At 66.0% G+C, this 15,750-nt stretch carries 17 protein-coding genes; 7 read left to right on the forward strand and 10 right to left on the reverse strand.

From position 1 onward, the window contains the following. Window positions 1-50: 50 nt before the first annotated feature. From EKL94_RS02795 to EKL94_RS02805, 3 genes are all read left to right on the forward strand, one after another. Complete coding sequence (locus EKL94_RS02795; protein ID WP_126927893.1) at window positions 51-2,015, forward strand: OPT family oligopeptide transporter; 1,965 nt, start codon at window positions 51-53, stop codon at window positions 2,013-2,015. A gap of 236 nt (window positions 2,016-2,251) precedes the next feature. Next, window positions 2,252-4,330, forward strand: coding sequence for an alpha/beta hydrolase family protein (locus EKL94_RS02800; RefSeq protein WP_126927894.1), 2,079 nt, complete (start codon window positions 2,252-2,254; stop codon window positions 4,328-4,330). 141 nt (window positions 4,331-4,471) lie between these two features. Beyond that, on the forward strand, window positions 4,472-5,701 hold the full coding sequence (locus tag EKL94_RS02805; RefSeq protein WP_126927895.1) for a DUF819 family protein: 1,230 nt from the start codon (window positions 4,472-4,474) through the stop codon (window positions 5,699-5,701). 70 nt (window positions 5,702-5,771) lie between these two features. Here EKL94_RS02805 and EKL94_RS02810 read toward each other — a convergent pair whose 3' ends face one another. From EKL94_RS02810 to EKL94_RS02830, 5 genes are read right to left on the reverse strand one after another with little or no spacing between them, the layout of a single operon-like run. Further along, a complete protein-coding gene (locus tag EKL94_RS02810) occupies window positions 5,772-6,251 on the reverse strand; it encodes a hypothetical protein (protein WP_049422782.1) in 480 nt (159 codons plus the stop codon). A gap of 46 nt (window positions 6,252-6,297) precedes the next feature. After that, entirely contained in the window at window positions 6,298-6,558 is a 261-nt protein-coding gene (gene minE, locus EKL94_RS02815; RefSeq protein WP_004148073.1) for a cell division topological specificity factor MinE, read from the reverse strand. Between the two features lie 2 nt (window positions 6,559-6,560). After that, complete coding sequence (gene minD, locus EKL94_RS02820; protein ID WP_010483375.1) at window positions 6,561-7,370, reverse strand: septum site-determining protein MinD; 810 nt, start codon at window positions 7,368-7,370, stop codon at window positions 6,561-6,563. A 35-nt stretch (window positions 7,371-7,405) separates the two neighbouring features. Further along, window positions 7,406-8,251, reverse strand: a complete 846-nt coding sequence (gene minC / locus EKL94_RS02825) for a septum site-determining protein MinC (RefSeq protein WP_126927896.1) — start codon at window positions 8,249-8,251, stop codon at window positions 7,406-7,408. Beyond that, window positions 8,197-8,793, reverse strand: a complete 597-nt coding sequence (locus tag EKL94_RS02830) for a GNAT family N-acetyltransferase (protein ID WP_126927897.1) — start codon at window positions 8,791-8,793, stop codon at window positions 8,197-8,199. The genes minC and EKL94_RS02830 overlap by 55 nt, the downstream gene beginning before the upstream one ends. Window positions 8,794-8,946: 153 nt before the next feature. Between EKL94_RS02830 and EKL94_RS02835 the strand changes: the two genes are divergently transcribed. The 4 genes from EKL94_RS02835 (at window position 8,947) to EKL94_RS02850 (ending at window position 12,573) form a co-directional block, all read left to right on the forward strand. Beyond that, a complete protein-coding gene (locus EKL94_RS02835; protein ID WP_126927898.1) occupies window positions 8,947-10,149 on the forward strand; it encodes a sensor histidine kinase in 1,203 nt (400 codons plus the stop codon). Beyond that, on the forward strand, window positions 10,149-10,790 hold the full coding sequence (locus tag EKL94_RS02840) for a response regulator (protein ID WP_006424175.1): 642 nt from the start codon (window positions 10,149-10,151) through the stop codon (window positions 10,788-10,790). The genes EKL94_RS02835 and EKL94_RS02840 overlap by 1 nt, the downstream gene beginning before the upstream one ends. A gap of 234 nt (window positions 10,791-11,024) precedes the next feature. After that, window positions 11,025-12,098, forward strand: a complete 1,074-nt coding sequence (locus EKL94_RS02845; RefSeq protein ID WP_126927899.1) for a polyketide cyclase — start codon at window positions 11,025-11,027, stop codon at window positions 12,096-12,098. 103 nt (window positions 12,099-12,201) lie between these two features. Next, the gene (locus EKL94_RS02850) at window positions 12,202-12,573 is read left to right on the forward strand and encodes a DUF423 domain-containing protein (protein WP_019659313.1); all 372 of its coding nucleotides are present in this window, start codon (window positions 12,202-12,204) and stop codon (window positions 12,571-12,573) included. A gap of 368 nt (window positions 12,574-12,941) precedes the next feature. On the opposite strand, the gene EKL94_RS02855 is transcribed toward EKL94_RS02850, so the two are convergent. The 5 genes from EKL94_RS02855 to EKL94_RS02875 are packed head-to-tail and all read right to left on the reverse strand — an operon-like array spanning window position 12,942 to window position 15,640. Further along, entirely contained in the window at window positions 12,942-13,751 is an 810-nt protein-coding gene (locus EKL94_RS02855; RefSeq protein ID WP_126927900.1) for a M15 family metallopeptidase, read from the reverse strand. Between the two features lie 9 nt (window positions 13,752-13,760). Further along, window positions 13,761-14,354: a PH domain-containing protein gene (locus EKL94_RS02860; RefSeq protein WP_126927901.1), complete on the reverse strand. Its 594-nt coding sequence runs from the start codon at window positions 14,352-14,354 to the stop codon at window positions 13,761-13,763. Between the two features lie 3 nt (window positions 14,355-14,357). After that, window positions 14,358-14,537, reverse strand: coding sequence for a DUF4177 domain-containing protein (locus tag EKL94_RS02865; protein ID WP_126927902.1), 180 nt, complete (start codon window positions 14,535-14,537; stop codon window positions 14,358-14,360). Then, window positions 14,534-14,713: a type II toxin-antitoxin system antitoxin gene (locus tag EKL94_RS02870; RefSeq protein ID WP_005415691.1), complete on the reverse strand. Its 180-nt coding sequence runs from the start codon at window positions 14,711-14,713 to the stop codon at window positions 14,534-14,536. Before EKL94_RS02870 ends, EKL94_RS02865 begins: the two co-directional genes overlap by 4 nt. A 45-nt stretch (window positions 14,714-14,758) precedes the next feature. Beyond that, the gene (locus EKL94_RS02875; RefSeq protein WP_024956284.1) at window positions 14,759-15,640 is read right to left on the reverse strand and encodes an SPFH domain-containing protein; all 882 of its coding nucleotides are present in this window, start codon (window positions 15,638-15,640) and stop codon (window positions 14,759-14,761) included. Window positions 15,641-15,750: the final 110 nt, after the last annotated feature.

Genomic DNA, 15,750 nt, shown 5'->3' on the forward strand with positions numbered 1-15,750 from the left:
TCTGCCCTGAACGCTAGCGTGGCAGGGATTTTTTGCCAGCAGGGGCTTCCATGAACCACGACGCTGCGCCCAAGCAGCTCACCTTCCGCGCAGTGGCCCTGGCCATCGTGCTGGCGGTGGTGCTGTCGGCCGCAAACGCCTACCTCGGTCTGTTCGCAGGCCTGACCATCGCCACCGCCATTCCCGCCGCGGTGATTTCCATGGGCGTGCTGCGCCTGCTGGGCGGTGGCTCCATCCTTGAAAACAACATCGTGCAGACCGGCGCCTCGGCCGGTTCGTCCATCGCCGCCGGTGTGATCTTCACCATCCCTGCGCTGGTGATCATGGGTTACTGGCCGGACTTCAAGTACTGGTGGGTGCTGGGCATCGCCGGCCTCGGTGGGCTGCTGGGCGTGCTGTTCTCGGTGCCGCTGCGCCGTTCGATGATCGTCGAAGACCCGCTTCCGTTCCCGGAAGGCAAGGCTGCGGCCGAAGTGCTCAAGGCCGGTGAGAACCCGGGCCCGGGCTTGAAGATCCTCGGCCTTTCGGCGGTGATCGGTGCCTTCGTCAAGCTGGCCGCGGAAAGCGGCATGCGCCTGATTCCCGATGCCTGGGCCACCTCGGCCTACATCGGCAGCTCCAAGGTCACCGCCTTCATCGGCACCAACCTGTCGCCGGCACTGCTGGGCGTGGGCTACATCGTCGGCCTCAATGTCGGCATCGTGGTGGTGTCCGGCTCGATCCTGACCTGGCACATCGCCATTCCGATCTACCAGGCGTTCTTCATGAACACCGATCCGGCACTGGCCGCGTCGGTTGCTGCAGCTTCTTCCACCGAAGCCGCGTTCGCCATCTGGGGCGCGAAGATGCGTTACCTGGGCGTCGGCGCAATGCTGATCGGCGGCATCTGGACCCTGATCTCGCTGCGCAAGTCGCTGCTCAACGGCGTCAAGAGCGGCTTTGCCGCCGCCCGCAAGAGCGGTGGCCCGGTGCTGGCGCACACCGAGCGCGACCTGCCGATGAAGTGGATGCTGGTGGCCCTGGTGGTCTTCGTGCTGCCGCTGCTGGCCCTGTACCAGGCCATCGTCGGCCAGTGGCACGTGTCGATCCCGATGACCATCATCATGATCGTCGCCGGCTTCCTGTTCGTGTCGGTCTCGGCCTACCTGGCCGGCCTGATCGGTTCGTCCAACAACCCGGTCTCGGGCATCACCATCTCCACCATCCTGTTCGCCTCGGCCGTGCTGGTCGTGCTGCTGGGCGCCGACGGCCTCAAGCCGGTCGGTGCCGGCGGTGCGCCGCTGGGTGCGGTGGCCGCGATCATGATCGGTGCGGTGGTGTGCTGCGCCGCAGCGGTCGGCGGTGACAACCTGCAGGACCTCAAGGCCGGTTACATCGTCGGTGCCACCCCGTGGAAGCAGCAGCTGATGCTGGGCATCGGTGCGTTCTCGTGCGCGCTGATCATGGCCCCGGTGCTGAACCTGCTGGCCACCGCCTACGGTATCGGCGTGAAGTCCGAGCTGCACCCGAACGCACTGGCCGCGCCGCAGGCCAACCTGATGGCCTCGGTGGCCAAGGGCCTGTTCGGCGGTGAACTGCCGTGGACCTTCATCGGCATCGGTGCCGTGGTCGGTGCCGCCATCATCGCGTTCGACAGCTGGCTGAAGTCGCGCAACGCCCGCTTCCGCGTGCCGGTGCTGGCCGCCGCCATCGGTATCTACCTGCCGCTGGAGCTGATGGTGCCGATCTTCCTCGGTGGCCTGATCGCCTACCTGGTCGAGCGCTTCCACAAGGTGCGTGCCGATGACGAAGAAGGCCGCGACCGCGTGCACAAGCCGGGCGTGCTGTTTGCTGCCGGCCTGATCACCGGTGAGGCACTGATGGGCATCGCCATCGCGATTCCGATCGTGGTCAGCAGCCGCGCCGATGTGCTGGCCGTGCCGTTCCACCTGCCGGCCGCGCAGTGGATCGGCCTGGCCGTGCTGTTCCTGGTTGGCTGGCTGATCTACCGCACGGGCAAGTACACCAAGGCGTAAGGGGGGGGCTCTGCCCCTGGGTTCAATGGGTAGTGCCGGCCGCTGGCCGGCAATCCCGGAATCCCGTGATACCCCTGGTTGCCGGCCAGCGGCCGGCAGAACCACAAACCCCGCTTCGGCGGGGTTTGCATTTTCTGGCGGGGCCCCGCGCGCCACCGGCAGCCATGACCGATGGCCTTGGCAGCCCCGGCCGCACGGGCCTACCATCGGTTTTTTGCCGTCCTGCGGAGACCCCGATGAAACTGCGTCATGCCCTGCTGCCACTGAGCCTGCTGGCTGCCCTGCCCAGCGTTGCCGCTGCCCGTGGCCTGGAAGTCCGCGACATGGTGGCCATGGACCGCGTCTCCGCACCGGTACTGACCGCGGACGGCGGCACCGTGGTGTTCGCCAAGCGCAGTGTGGACGCCAACCTCAAGGCCTCCACCGCGCTGTTCGCACGCAACCTGCGCACCCGCGATGCGGCGCCGCCGAAGCAGATCACCCCGGCCGGCTGGAACGTCAATTCCGCTTCGCTGTCGGCCGATGGCCAGACCGTGTACTTCCTCAGTGCCAAGAACGGCAGCCAGCAGCTGTACGCGCAGCCGATCAGCGGCGGTGCTCCGCGCCAGCTGACCGACTTCCCGGTCGACGTGGACAGCTACCACGTGTCGCCGCAGGACGACCGCGTGCTGTTCAGCGCCGGCGTGTTCCAGGCCTGTGCCTCGGACCTGGCCTGCACCGAAAAGAAGCTCAAGGACGTGGCCGGCGCCAAGGCCAGCGGCAAGGTCTTCGATTCGCTGTTCGTGCGTCACTGGGATACCTGGAACGACGGCCGCCGCAACACCCTGTTCGTCGCTCCGCTGCCGGCAGCCAAGGCCGGCGCGGTCAAGGGCGCCTCGGCGCTGAGCGCGACCATCGATGGCGATGCACCGTCCAAGCCGTTCGGTGGCAATGACGATTTCGCGTGGTCGCCGGATGGCGCCAGCGTGGTGGCCAGCATCCGCGTGGCCGGCAAGCAGGAGCCGTGGTCGACCAACTTCGACCTGTACCGCTTCGACGCTGCGGGCAAGCAGGCGCCGGTCAACCTGACCGCCTCCAACCCGGCCTGGGATGCCGGCCCGGTGTTCAGTGCCGACGGCAAGACCCTGTTCTACCGTGCGATGAAGCGCCCGGGCTTCGAAGCCGATCGCTTCGGCCTGATGGCGATGGACCTCGCCAGCGGCAAGACCCGCGAGATTGCCCCGCAGTGGGATCGCTCGGCTGGCGGCATCACCCTGTCCGCCGACGGCGCCAGCATCTACACCACCGCCGATGACCTCGGCGAACATCCGCTGTTCCAGATCGACGTGGCCAGCGGCAAGGCCACCAAGCTGATCGGCGACGGCAGCGTGACCTCGGTGGATGTGGCCGGCACCAGCGTGGCGATCACCCGCAACAGCCTGAAGAGCAACGACCAGGTGCTGGTCGGCCTGCTGCCGGCCGCGGGCGAAGCCATCGGCGAACTGCGCGCGCTGACCCCGGCCGCCGGTGACGTGCTGAAGGACGTCAGTTTCGGCGACTACGAGCAGTTCGAATTCAAGGGTTGGAACAACGACACCGTGCATGGCTATGTGGTCAAGCCGCACAACTACCAGGAAGGCAAGTCCTACCCGGTCGCGTTCCTGATCCACGGTGGCCCGCAGGGCAGCTTCGGCAATGGCTGGAGCTACCGCTGGAATCCGCAGACCTACGCGGGCCAGGGCTACGCCGTGGTGATGATCGACTTCCACGGTTCCACCGGCTACGGCCAGGCCTTCACCGATGCGATCAGCCAGCACTGGGGCGACCGCCCGCTGGAAGACCTGCAGAAGGGCTGGGACGCGGCGCTGAAGAAGTATTCCTTCCTCAACGGTGACAAGGCCTGTGCGCTGGGCGCCAGCTACGGCGGCTTCATGGTCAACTGGATCGCCGGCAACTGGAACAGCCCGTTCAAGTGCCTGGTCAACCACGATGGCGTGTTCGACCAGCGCATGATGGGCTACGCCACCGAAGAACTGTGGTTCACCGAGTGGGAGCAGGGCGGTACGCCGTACCAGAAGGCCGCGAACTACGAGAAGTTCAACCCGGTCAACCACGTGGCGGACTGGAAGAAGCCGATCCTGGTCATCCACGGCCAGCAGGACTTCCGCATTCCGGTCGAGCAGGGCCTGGCCGCGTTCACCGCTGCCCAGCGCCAGGGCATCGAATCGAAGTTCCTGTACTTCCCGGATGAAAACCACTGGGTGCTGAAGCCGAACAACAGCATCCTGTGGCATGACACCGTCAATGCCTGGCTGAAGCAGCACATCGGCAACTGATGACTGCAGCGCCGCCCTTCGGGGCGGCGCTTTTGTTTCGCCATCTGCTTTACCGGTGGGTGCCGACCGTTGGTCGGCACACCTTCATGATCCGCCGCCAACAGCAGCCGGCCAGCGGCCGGCACTACCCAGAGCATCTGCATGATCCAGAACGACATCGTCGTCTTCGGTTTGATCGCCGCCACCCTGGGCGCCGTGTTCTGGACCGCCTCGCGCGAGCAGGGCCTGTGGAAGCGCTTCTACACCTTCGTGCCAGCGCTGCTGCTGTGCTACCTGATTCCCGGCATCTACAACACCGTCGGCCTGATCGATGGCCAGAACACCAAGCTCTACAACCCGATCGCACGCGACATCCTGCTGCCGGCAGCGCTGATCCTGCTGACCCTGGCGGTGGACATCAAGGGCATCCTGCGGCTGGGCCCGAAGCTGGTGCTGATGTACCTGGGTGCCTCGGCCAGCATCATGCTCGGTGCGGTGGTGGCGTTCCTGGTGATGCGCGCGCTGCATCCGGAAACCGTGGCCGGTGACACCTGGGCCGGCATGGCCGCGTTGGCGGGCAGCTGGATCGGCGGCGGTGCCAACATGCTGGCGATGCGCGAAGTATTCGACGTCAACGCCACCACGTTCGGCCAGTTCGCGGTGGTCGATGTCGGCGTGGGTTATGTATGGATGGCGGCACTGATCTTCCTGGCCGGGCGCGCAGCGAAGATCGATGCACGCAGCGGCGCTGACACTTCGGCCATCGATGAACTGAAGGAGCGCATCGCGCGCTTCCAGGCCGAGCACGAGCGCATTCCCAGCCTCACCGACCTGATGCTGATCGTGGCGGTGGCCTTCGGCGGCGTGGGCCTGTCGCACGCGATCGGTGCGCCGCTGGCGGCATGGTTCAAGGCCAATGTCAGCTGGGCCTCGCAGTTCAGCCTGGACGCGCCGTTCGTGTGGGTAGTGGTGTTGTCGACCACGCTGGGCCTAAGCCTGAGCTTCACCCGTGCACGCACGCTGGAAGGCGCGGGCGCCTCGCGGCTGGGCTCGCTGCTGCTGTACTTCCTGATTGCCTGCATCGGCATGCAGATGGATCTGCTGGCGCTGCTGGACCGCCCGTGGCTGTTCCTGCTCGGCCTGATCTGGATTGCCGTGCACATCGTGCTGTTGTGGTGCCTGGGCAAGCTGCTGAAGGTGCCGTTCTTCTATTTCGCGATCGGTTCGCAGTCGAACATCGGCGGCCCGGCCTCGGCGCCGGTGGTGGCGGCCGCGTTCCATCCGGCGTTGGCGCCGGTGGGCGTGCTGCTGGGTACGATGGGCTATGCCACCGGCACCTACCTGGCCTACATCGTTGGCATCACCCTGCGCGCGTTGGCCGGGCAGGGGTGATGGGGTAGTGCCGGCCGCTGGCCGGCAACCACGACAATCGTTTGCCGGCCAGCGGCCGGCACTACCGGCTTCACGCCACCGGCAATCCGCGTTCGATCAACCACGCCTTCGCGTCTTCGGCGTCCTGCTCGAACCACGCCTGTGTCGACCCCAGCCGATACGTATACCCCCAGGCATCCATGTCGGCCATCAACCGCGCACTGCCAACACCAGGCAGCTGCCCGGCCAGCACGATCTGCAGGTAGCAGGTGGCATCTTCCTCGGCCACCGAGTCGGTGGCGTCGGTATGCACCTGCGCACGCCGCTCCGGCGGCAGCACGATCAGGTGGCAGGCTTCGTGCAGCATCGAATGCACGGGGGTGTCATCGCGCACGTACACGTTGCTGGCGATGATGCCGGCCTCGGGCTCGCCCCAGTAGCTGCCGGGAATCGGTTCACCGGCCGCGACGTGGTGCAGTTGCAGGCCATGCGCGGCGAGCAGGCACTGCGCATCGGCGAAGGCGATGTCGCCCACGCAGGTGATGTCCACGGCGGTTGTCGTATCGGTCATGCGGGTCAGGCAGCCCCGCCCATGCAGGCACGGGCGGGGCAGGAGATCAGGGTTTGTCCGGGCCTTCAGGTAGCGCCACGGAGATGTCCAGCACGTCGTGCTGGCCATCCTTCACCAGGTCGACCTTCACCGCGTCGACGTCGATGTTCACGTACTTCTTGATCACTTCCAGCAGCTCGCGCTGCAACAGCGGCAGGTAGTCCGGGCCGCCGCGGTTGCTGCGTTCCTGCGCGATGATGATCTGCAGGCGGTTCTTGGCGGTTTCGGCGGTGGTCTTCTTCGCTTTGAGGAAATCAAACAGGCCCATGCTTACCCTCCGAACAGCTTGCTGAAGAAGCCCTTCTTCTCGACGTTGGTGAAGCGCATCGGGCGTTCTTCGCCGAGGATGCGCGCGACGGCGTCGTCGTAGGCCTGGCCGGCAGCGGACTCGACATCCAGGATGACCGGCTCGCCCTTGTTGGAGGCGTTGAGCACGTCACCCGACTCGGGGATCACGCCGATCGCCTTCAGGCCGAGCACCTCCTCGACGTCGGCGATGCTGAGCATCTCTCCACTTTCCACGCGCAGCGGGGTGTAGCGGGTCAGCAGCAGGAAGGCCGGCACGTCCTGGCCGGACTCGGCCTTGTGGGTCTTCGAATCGAGCAGGCCGATGATGCGGTCCGAGTCGCGCACCGACGACACTTCCGGGTTCACCACCACCACGGCGCGGTCGGCGAAGTACATCGCCAGGAAGGCGCCCTTCTCGATGCCGGCCGGGGAGTCGCAGATGATGTAATCGAAGCCGTCGGCGGCCAGGTCCTTCAGGACCTTGCCCACGCCTTCCTGGGTCAGTGCGTCCTTGTCGCGGGTCTGCGAGGCGGCCAGCACGTACAGGTTCTCGAAGCGCTTGTCCTTGATCAGGGCCTGCTTGAGGGTCGCTTCGCCGTGCACGACGTTGACGAAGTCGTACACCACGCGGCGTTCGCAGCCCATGATCAGGTCGAGGTTGCGCAGGCCGACGTCGAAGTCGATCACCGCCACCTTCTTGCCGCGCCGTGCCAGGCCGCAGGCCAGGCTCGCGCTGGAAGTGGTCTTGCCGACGCCGCCCTTGCCGGAGGTGACTACGATGATTTCAGCCAAAGGACTTCTCCTGATGATTCTGTTTGGGTGCTGCATCAGTCCAGCGCAGCGATCTTGATCTGGTCCTGTTCCAGCCACACCTGCACGGCCTTGCCGCGGAGGTTGTCCGGGACATCGTCCAGTACCTTGTAGTGGCCTGCAATGGCCACCAGTTCCGCATGGAAATCACGGCAGAAAATGCGTGCCGCGGTGTTGCCCTGGGCCCCTGCCAGCGCGCGGCCGCGCAGGGTGCCGTAGATATGGATGCTGCCGTCGGCGATGACTTCGGCGCCGGCGCCGACGGTGGCCATCACGGTCAGGTCGCAGTTTTCAGCGTACAGCTGCTGGCCCGAACGCACGTTGCCCAGCTGCATGCGGCCCGGCTGCGGTGCGGCAGCGTCGGCGACCTTGGCCACCGGCGTGGCTGGTGCCGGCTTCGGTTCGGCCCGGGCCGCGCGACGCGGTTCCGGCGCGGGCGGCGGCGGGGCCGGTTCGGCCTCGGCACGCTCGTACTGGGCGCGGAATTTGGCCAGCAGCGGGAGCCCGAGCTGCTGCGAGAGCAGGTCGACCGCGCTGGTGCCATAGGCCAGCGCCACCGGCAGCACGCCGGCGCTGCGCAGGCCATCGACCAGCGCCTGCGCGGTGGTCACGTCCGGCACCTGGGTCAGGCCGCCGAAGTCGAGGATCACCGCGGCGCGGCCGAACAGCTTCGGCGCACGGGTGACGCGTTCGCGCATTTCCTGCACGAGGCGTTCGACATCAAGGGTACGGATGCGCAGGTTGGCGATGCCCACCTGGCCGATCTTCAGTTCACCGGCCTGTTCGTAATCGAAATTCACCGCCACGCTCAGGTCCCCGTCGGCCGCTGTGCCTGCGCCGGCAGATGCCGGGCACGTGTCCATGCCACATCCGGCAGCTTGCCGCCGTAGGTCTCCAGGACCCACGGGTAGCTGCACAGTTCCTTGGCCAGCATGCTGGCGCGTACATCGACCTGCGGCATGGTGTTCTGGCCCAGCTCGCGGAAGCCGAAACTGCCGTGGAAGAGCAGGGCGGCATCGGCGCCATGGTCGAGGAAGACTTCGCAGGTCATCTGCGGGTAGCGCAGCTCGGCGAAGCTCTGCGCGTCGGCATAGAACGCACGGCCGACGCCACCGCCACGACGGCGGCTGGCGACCACGATGCGGTCGATATAGAAGAACGGGGTGTCCAGCTGCTGCTTGAACCAGGCGAAGTTGCTGCTGTCGTGCTGGCTGTCGCTGCCGAAGCCGATCAGGAAGCCGGCCAGGTTGCCGTCGCGCTCGGCGACGCGGAAATACTCAGCGGTTTCGTAGAACAGGCGCAGGCGGGCCGCATCCAGGGGAAGGATGGCCAGGCCAGCGTTGTTGTTCAAAGCCAGGACGGAATCGAGCTCGTGCTCGCGCACGTCGCGGATGACAATCGACATTGTGACTCCGTGGGGTAACGCGGTTGGTCCGTCAAATTGGACCCTGCGCACGATTATTGCATGCCCGGGGTGGGCTGCGGCATGAACAGGGGACCGCAGATGCATGACTTCCGTGGGAGTGCGCGACGCAGGCCGGGCCCGTAGAGTGCTGGCATGTTGGGAGTCCTCAGCCATACCCGCGTCCTCCGTCTGGCCGGCCTGTTTACCTGGGTCATGGTCGGGCTGCCACTGGCGTACTCGCAGTTCGAGAACCTGCACAGCCGCAGCGATATGGGCAGCTGGGCGATCCTGCTGTTCGTCGCCTACCTGTCCTTCGGCGCCGCGTACTACTGGCTGACCCGCCTGCTGCGCAGCGACAGCGACAGTCACACCACCTGGCTGGACCGCGGCCTGCTGCTGCTGCTGACGGTTTCGGCGCTGGGCGTCAGCTACCTCAGTGGTTCCGGCCTTGGCAGCATCCTGATGATGGTGGCTGCCGGCGTCATTCCGTGGATGCTGTCGGCGCGCCTGTGCGTGCTGTGGCTGCTGGTCAGCCAGTTGGCGGTGGCCCCGGTCTATTACATGCTGCTGAACTTCCCGCTGTTCGAAGCGGTGATGCAATCGCTGCTGTATGGCGGCTTTTCCATGTTCATCTTCGTGACCAGCCTTGTCGCGCGGCAGCAGACCCAGGCCCGCGACGAGCAGCGCAGGCTCAATTCGGAGCTGCGCGCCACCCGCGCCCTGCTGGCCGAAAGCGCCCGGGTCAATGAGCGAACCCGCATTTCGCGTGAACTGCATGATCTTCTGGGGCATCAGTTGACCGCGCTGACCCTGAACCTGGAAGTGGCCGGCCACCTGGCCGAGGGCCAGGCGCTGGACCATGTGAAGCGCTCGCACGCCTTGGCCAAGCTGCTGCTGGGCAACGTGCGCGAGGTGGTCAGCCAGTTGCGTGAGACCGGCGCCATCGATCTGGCCGCGGCGCTGCGCCCACTGACCGAGAATGTGCCTTCGCTGGACATCCAGCTGGACATCGAGGATCCGCTGAACGTGGAGGACCCGCAGCGGGCCCACGTGCTGCTGCGCTGTACCCAGGAGATCATCACCAACGCGGTGCGCCACGCCGGTGCCCGCCACCTGTGGATCAAGGTGTACCGTGAAGCCCCCGACCGGGTGGTGGTGGAGGCCCGCGACGACGGTGTCGGCGCGGATATGGTCAATGTGGGCAATGGCTTGCGCGGCATGCGCGAGCGCCTGCAACAATGTGGTGGCCAGCTGCAGGTCGAAACCCGTCCCGGTGAAGGCTTCCGGCTGCGGGCGACGGTGCCGGCAACGGTGCTGGTGGCCGCCCTTACCAAGGTTCCTGAAGGAGTGCGTTGATGATTCGCGTCTGCCTGGTCGACGACCAAACCCTGGTGCGGCAGGGAATCCGCTCCCTGCTGGCGCTCGACGACGGTATCGAGGTGGTGGCCGAGGCCGGCGATGGCCGGCAGGCGGTCGAGCTGATACCGCAGGTGCGCCCCGACGTGGTGCTGATGGACATGCGCATGCCGGTGATGTCCGGGCTGGAGGCGTTGCAGGTGCTGTCGCGCCAGGAGCAGCTGCCGCCGACCATCATCCTCACCACCTTTGATGACGACCAGCTGGTGCTGGCCGGGCTCAAGGCCGGAGCCAAGGGCTACCTGCTCAAGGACGTGACCCTGGCGCAGCTCGTCGGAGCCATCCGCACCGTGGCCGACGGCGGTTCGCTGGTGCAGCCGGCCGTGACCCAGCGCCTGCTGTCCGGCCTGGAGCACATGCGCAACGAGTTCGTCAGCCTGGACCGCCCGGACCCGTTGACCGACCGCGAGACCGAGATCCTGCGCCTGATGGCCAGTGGCTTCTCCAACAAGGAGATCGCCAATTCGCTGGGTGTGGCCGAAGGCACCATCAAGAACCACGTGTCCAACATCCTGTCCAAGCTGGGCGTGCGCGACCGTACGCGTGCCGTACTGAAGGCGTTCGAACTCCAGCTGGTCTGAGGAAAACCTATTCAGGACAATGACTTGAGGTCCAGTCTTGGTCCTCGGGTGGGGTTGCCCCCTACTTCACGGGTATCGGTATGCGGTACCCTTCGAATTCTTTGTCCATACAAATACGCAGCCGGCAGGGAAACCGGTGCGCCAATCCCGATAAACAATGCCCGCGAAGCCTGCTAGGATTGGCGCTTCGCTTCAATCAACCCGGCCGTGGGATCGGCCCCGGAGACTCTCTGAATGACCCGTATTATCGAGTTCCTGATCGCCTTGGGGATCGTGGCTGGCCTGTTCGTCATCATTGGCGTATGTCTGCCGGGCGAGCGTCACATCACCGAAAGCATCGAGACCAACCGCAAGATGACGATCGTGTACGACACGGTCAGCAGCCTGCGCCGCTTCAAGGACTGGAACCCGCTGGTACTGCGCGATCCCGCCGTTGAACTGAAGCTGTCCGGCCCGGCCTCCGGCGTCGGTGCCACTCTCGACTTCACCTCCAAGGACCTGGGCACCGGTTCCTGGAAGATCACCGAAGCCGAAGAGAACAAGCGTGTTGCGATCGCCATCGATGACGCCACCAAGGGTCACGACAAGATCACCACCTTCACGCTGGAGCCGACCGGCAAGGGTGGCCGCAACGTCAAGATCACCCAGGACTACTCGGTGAAGTACGGCTTCGACCTGTTCGGTCGTTATGCAGGCCTGTATGTCAGCCGCCAGATCGGCGACGACATCAAGATGGGTCTGTCGCGTATGGCCAACATGCTGGCCAGCGTCCCGAACGTGGACTACCGCACCCCGGAAGCCCCGCTGACCGATCTGGCCATCGTCAATGTGCCGGCTGAAGACCTGCTGGTCGTCAACGCCGGTAACGTGGACCGCGGTCAGGACACGATCACCAAGTCCATCAAGGACAACCAGGAGTGGATCAAGCGCGTGATGGAGGCCAATGGCCTTGAAGCCGCCGGTCCGTTCCGCATCATCACCACTGACTTCGGTCAGGAAAAGTACGCCTTCGACATCGCCCAGCCGGTGAAGAAGAAGGGTGCTGAAGGTGCCACCGCTGAAGAGCTGACCGTCAAGATCGACGGCGGCGCTCCGGTCAAGTACGTTCACGTGGCTCCGCACCGTTCGGCGCATGCCGCCTACACCGGCCACATGGCGGGTCTGGACGTGGCCCGCAACGGCCTGCGTGCCTGGGCTGTGACCAACGGTTCGGAAGTGATCGATCGCCCGTACGAAACCTGGAAGGACGGTCTGGACAAGTCGTTCACCCCGGAAGCGACCTACGACATCTACTGGGCCGTCAAGTAAGCCTCGGCTGACCCATGTAGTGTTGGACACGAAAACGCGCCGCTCATTGCGGCGCGTTTTTTTTCATCTGGCGCCCGGCAAGGGCGCTGCGCAAGGAGCCCACATGTTCAATCTCGAACGTCGCGCACGTAAGCCTTCGCTGCTGGCCTGCCTGGGTGCGCTGCTGGCCGCTGCCTCGATCGGCCTGTCGGCCTATGCCTCGCACGGCGTGGCCGACCCGCTGGCGCAGCAGCATCTGAACATGGCGGCGCTGTATGCGTTCGCGCATGGCGCGGTACTGGTGGCGCTTGGCCCGCGCGCGCAGGGAGCGATCGCGCACCTGGCGCTGTACGTGCTGCTGCTGGGGGTGCTGCTGTTTTCCGGCAGCCTGGTGGGCGGTGCGTTGTGGCAGTGGCCGACGCGGATGGCGCCGATCGGTGGCACCAGCATGATGGCCGGATGGGTGTTGCTGGCGATCAATGCGTTGAGGCGGTGACTGAGTCGACGTTGTTGCTTCGATCCATGCTGATGCGATCTGCACCGTTCATGGGCGTTACTTTTCTTTTCGCGCGAAAAGAAAAGTAACCAAAAGAAACGCGCCGCCGGCCGCGAGCCGGTGCTGCGCACCGGTCCCCTGCGCTCCTCCGCCCGTCGAGGGACGGTGCGGGAACTCGCTGCGCTCAGACACCCGCACCTCTTCGCCCTCGCCGGACCTGCGGTGCTCGGCTCGCTTGAAGGCGGACCCAACAGCCGCGCGCTGATCCGTTATAGAGGCTTCGAGCGAAGCGACCCGCTTTTGTCTTTGCTCTCTTGTTCCATCCCGCGGCCATGCGCTGACCGCTCCAGGATTTCGCCACGAGGGGCTCAGCCGTTGGCCGGTCTCCAGCACCAGTGCCACGGTTCGTAGACGATGCCGTGCGGGTTGTCGCGCGGGTAACTCAGATGGAAGCCGTGCCCGCCGGCATGCGCCTGCAGCCACGCGAACGCGTCGGTGGTTTCGAACGATTCTTCGGCCGGCGCGTCGCCCGGTGTGCCGATGTCCAGCGCGTGGCCGCTGTGGTGTTCGCTGAAACCCGGTGCGGCATTCACCTTCAGGATCTCTGCCACGCTCAAGCCGCGCGCCAGCTTCCGTTCGAAGATGCCCAGCTGGTAGGCATGGCTGCGGAAGCCGGAGATGGCGTCCAGCGCAATTCCATCCTGTGCCGCGTGCAGTCGCATCCGCCGCCAGCCCTGCGCGGCGCCACGGCGCAGCCACAACGGGCGGGCGAAGCGGTCGCGACCGGCGAAGTGCAGCAGGCACGGCTCGGATTCCAGCGGCAGGCCGCTGTCGTCGGCATAGCGCTGTGCATCCAGGCCAAGCTGCTGCAGGCGTTGCTGCAACCCGGCCAGCGGCAGCCACTGGTCTTCCAGTCCGGCGCCGAAGGGCCGTGCAGCCGCGGCATCCAGCAGCGCCAATGCTTCCTCGACCCCGGGTTCGCGCGGCAGGTGCGGCACCATGGCGTGCACACCCTGCGCCAGTACCGCCGCCAGATAACGGCCATCGCGCTTGCGCCGCAGCACCCAGTGCGCCTGCGACAGCAGGCGTGCATCCAGGTTGCTGCGTGCACGCAACAGGTGGGCGGGCCACAGCTCGATGGCCTCGGTATTGATCAGCAGGGGCGCGCGTCGTTGCATCGCCGCAGCTTACTGCCGTGGCGCCGACGCGGCCACCTTGCGCAGCGCATCGAGCAGCGCCTGCGGCCGGTCCACGCTGAGCAGCAGCGTGCTGCCATCACTGACCGGCAGGGCGAGCACACGCGCACGGTCGGTGACCAGGGCGAAGCCCTTGCCGCCTCCCTGCAGGCGGAAGTGGCCCGAGTAGAAGCCCGGCATTGAATAGCCATTGGTTTTGACACGGATGCCATAGCGGCGGTCACGCTGCAGGTCGACCACCTCGGCCTGGTCCAGCCGCAGCTGCGCCACCGGCACGCGCCGCCGATACATCGTCGAGCACACGTCCAGTACGTTGCCGGCCAGCTCCACGCGGCGGCGGAAGAATGCGGCTCCCAGCCCGACAGCGAGTACAGCGATGACGATCAGGCTCCATGCCGCACTGCCGCCCATCCGGAACCAGGGCGGCGACAGCGTTACTTCGATCCAGGGTGCGCTCGCCGGTGCCTTGTACAGCTGTGCATACAGGCAGGCCACGAAGGCAGCCAGCAGCGGCAGCACGATCCAGAGCACGCGCAGCGGCGAGCTCTCGGCCACGTCAAAGGGTTTCGGGTCGCTGCCGCCCATGGTTCAGGCCTCCTTCTTGAACACCAGCATCGCCGGGCGCATCGGTGCCGGGATGATGATGTTGACCAGTTCCCAGCCCAGTTGGCCCTGGCGGCTGAGTTCGGCCTGGATGTCCTCGGCTTTGTGCAGGCCCATCAGGGACGTCTTGACCTCGATGGTCTGGTAGCTCCAGCGCTTGCTCATTCCTTGTCCTCCGACGATGGCGTGGGTTTCGGCAGGCGTCCTGCCTTGCGCAGGGCGTCGCGCAGCACGTATTCGATCTGCGCGTTGAGGCTGCGCAGCTCGTCATCAGCCCAGCGCTGTGCCGCAGCCAGGACGTCGGCGTTGATGCGCAGCGGGTAGGCTTTTTTCTCACTCATGGGGGCTCCTGGCGGGGCGGTGGGGCACCCCGTTGCGAGTGTGGCTCAATACAGCGAGCCGGCATTGACGATCGGCTGGGTGCCGCGGTCCGAGCACAGCACGGTCAGCAGGTTGCTGACCATGTGCGCCTTGCGTTCCTCGTCCAGCTGCACCACGCCGTTCTTCTGCAGTTCGGCCAGGGCCATCTCGACCATGCCGACCGCACCGGCCACGATGCGCGTGCGTGCGGCGATCACCGCGTTGGCCTGCTGCCGCTGCAGCATCGCCTGGGCGATTTCGGCGGCGTAGGCCAGGTGGCTGATACGCGCGTCGATCACCTGCACGCCGGCGTCGGCCAGGCGCTCGGCCAGTTCGTTCTTCAGGTGCTGGGAAATCTCGCTGGCGTGGCTGCGCAGAGCCAGCTGGCCGTCCTCGTGCTGGTCGTAGGGGTAGCTGGTGGCCATCGCGCGCAGCGCCGATTCGGACTGGATGTGCACGAAGCTCTCGTAGTCGTCCACGTTGTAGACCGCCTCGGAGGCATCGACCACCTGCCAGACGATCACCGCGGCAATCTCGATCGGGCTGCCGTCCAGCTCGTTGACCTTCAGCTTGCCGCTCTCGAAGTTGCGCACGCGCTGGCTGACCCGGCGCTTGGCAAAGAAGGGGTTGTTCCAGCGCAGGCCGTTGTCCTTCACGGTACCCACGTACTTGCCGAACAGGCTCAGCACCGCCGCCTGGTTGGGCTGGATGGTGTACAGGCCGGCCAGGATGAACACGCCCAGCGCCACCAGCAGGGCGCCCAGCAGCATCAGCAGCAGGTTGGGCGAGCCGGCGCTGGCCTTGGCTGCCACACCCAGTACGAACAGGGCGGCGCCAGCGAGGGCGACGAGCAGGGCGCCGGCCAGCGTGCCGAGGCCGTTGAGGGAAGACAGCGACTTCTCTTTCATGGCGGTACGTCCTTGAGGGTTCGGAATGAAGATATCAAAGTGATATCACTTGTCGACTACCGTTCGTCGGATGCCGTGGCCGGGGCGGTCGGCCAGCTAGAATGCCCACC

It is taken from the genome of Stenotrophomonas maltophilia (assembly GCF_003970865.1).
GTDB lineage: Bacteria > Pseudomonadota > Gammaproteobacteria > Xanthomonadales > Xanthomonadaceae > Stenotrophomonas > Stenotrophomonas maltophilia_AR.

Excerpts from the sequence above, each read along its gene's own strand:
- EKL94_RS02795 (WP_126927893.1), top strand. The coding sequence starts at position 51 with ATGAACCACGACGCTGCGCCCAAGCAGCTCACCTTCCGCGCAGTGGCC.
- EKL94_RS02800 (WP_126927894.1), top strand. The coding sequence starts at position 2,252 with ATGAAACTGCGTCATGCCCTGCTGCCACTGAGCCTGCTGGCTGCCCTG.
- EKL94_RS02805 (WP_126927895.1), top strand. The coding sequence starts at position 4,472 with ATGATCCAGAACGACATCGTCGTCTTCGGTTTGATCGCCGCCACCCTG.
- EKL94_RS02810 (WP_049422782.1), bottom strand. The coding sequence starts at position 6,251 with ATGACCGATACGACAACCGCCGTGGACATCACCTGCGTGGGCGACATC.
- minE (WP_004148073.1), bottom strand. The coding sequence starts at position 6,558 with ATGGGCCTGTTTGATTTCCTCAAAGCGAAGAAGACCACCGCCGAAACC.
- minC (WP_126927896.1), bottom strand. The coding sequence starts at position 8,251 with ATGGACACGTGCCCGGCATCTGCCGGCGCAGGCACAGCGGCCGACGGG.
- EKL94_RS02830 (WP_126927897.1), bottom strand. The coding sequence starts at position 8,793 with ATGTCGATTGTCATCCGCGACGTGCGCGAGCACGAGCTCGATTCCGTC.
- EKL94_RS02835 (WP_126927898.1), top strand. The coding sequence starts at position 8,947 with ATGTTGGGAGTCCTCAGCCATACCCGCGTCCTCCGTCTGGCCGGCCTG.
- EKL94_RS02840 (WP_006424175.1), top strand. The coding sequence starts at position 10,149 with ATGATTCGCGTCTGCCTGGTCGACGACCAAACCCTGGTGCGGCAGGGA.
- EKL94_RS02845 (WP_126927899.1), top strand. The coding sequence starts at position 11,025 with ATGACCCGTATTATCGAGTTCCTGATCGCCTTGGGGATCGTGGCTGGC.
- EKL94_RS02850 (WP_019659313.1), top strand. The coding sequence starts at position 12,202 with ATGTTCAATCTCGAACGTCGCGCACGTAAGCCTTCGCTGCTGGCCTGC.
- EKL94_RS02855 (WP_126927900.1), bottom strand. The coding sequence starts at position 13,751 with ATGCAACGACGCGCGCCCCTGCTGATCAATACCGAGGCCATCGAGCTG.
- EKL94_RS02860 (WP_126927901.1), bottom strand. The coding sequence starts at position 14,354 with ATGGGCGGCAGCGACCCGAAACCCTTTGACGTGGCCGAGAGCTCGCCG.
- EKL94_RS02865 (WP_126927902.1), bottom strand. The coding sequence starts at position 14,537 with ATGAGCAAGCGCTGGAGCTACCAGACCATCGAGGTCAAGACGTCCCTG.
- EKL94_RS02870 (WP_005415691.1), bottom strand. The coding sequence starts at position 14,713 with ATGAGTGAGAAAAAAGCCTACCCGCTGCGCATCAACGCCGACGTCCTG.
- EKL94_RS02875 (WP_024956284.1), bottom strand. The coding sequence starts at position 15,640 with ATGAAAGAGAAGTCGCTGTCTTCCCTCAACGGCCTCGGCACGCTGGCC.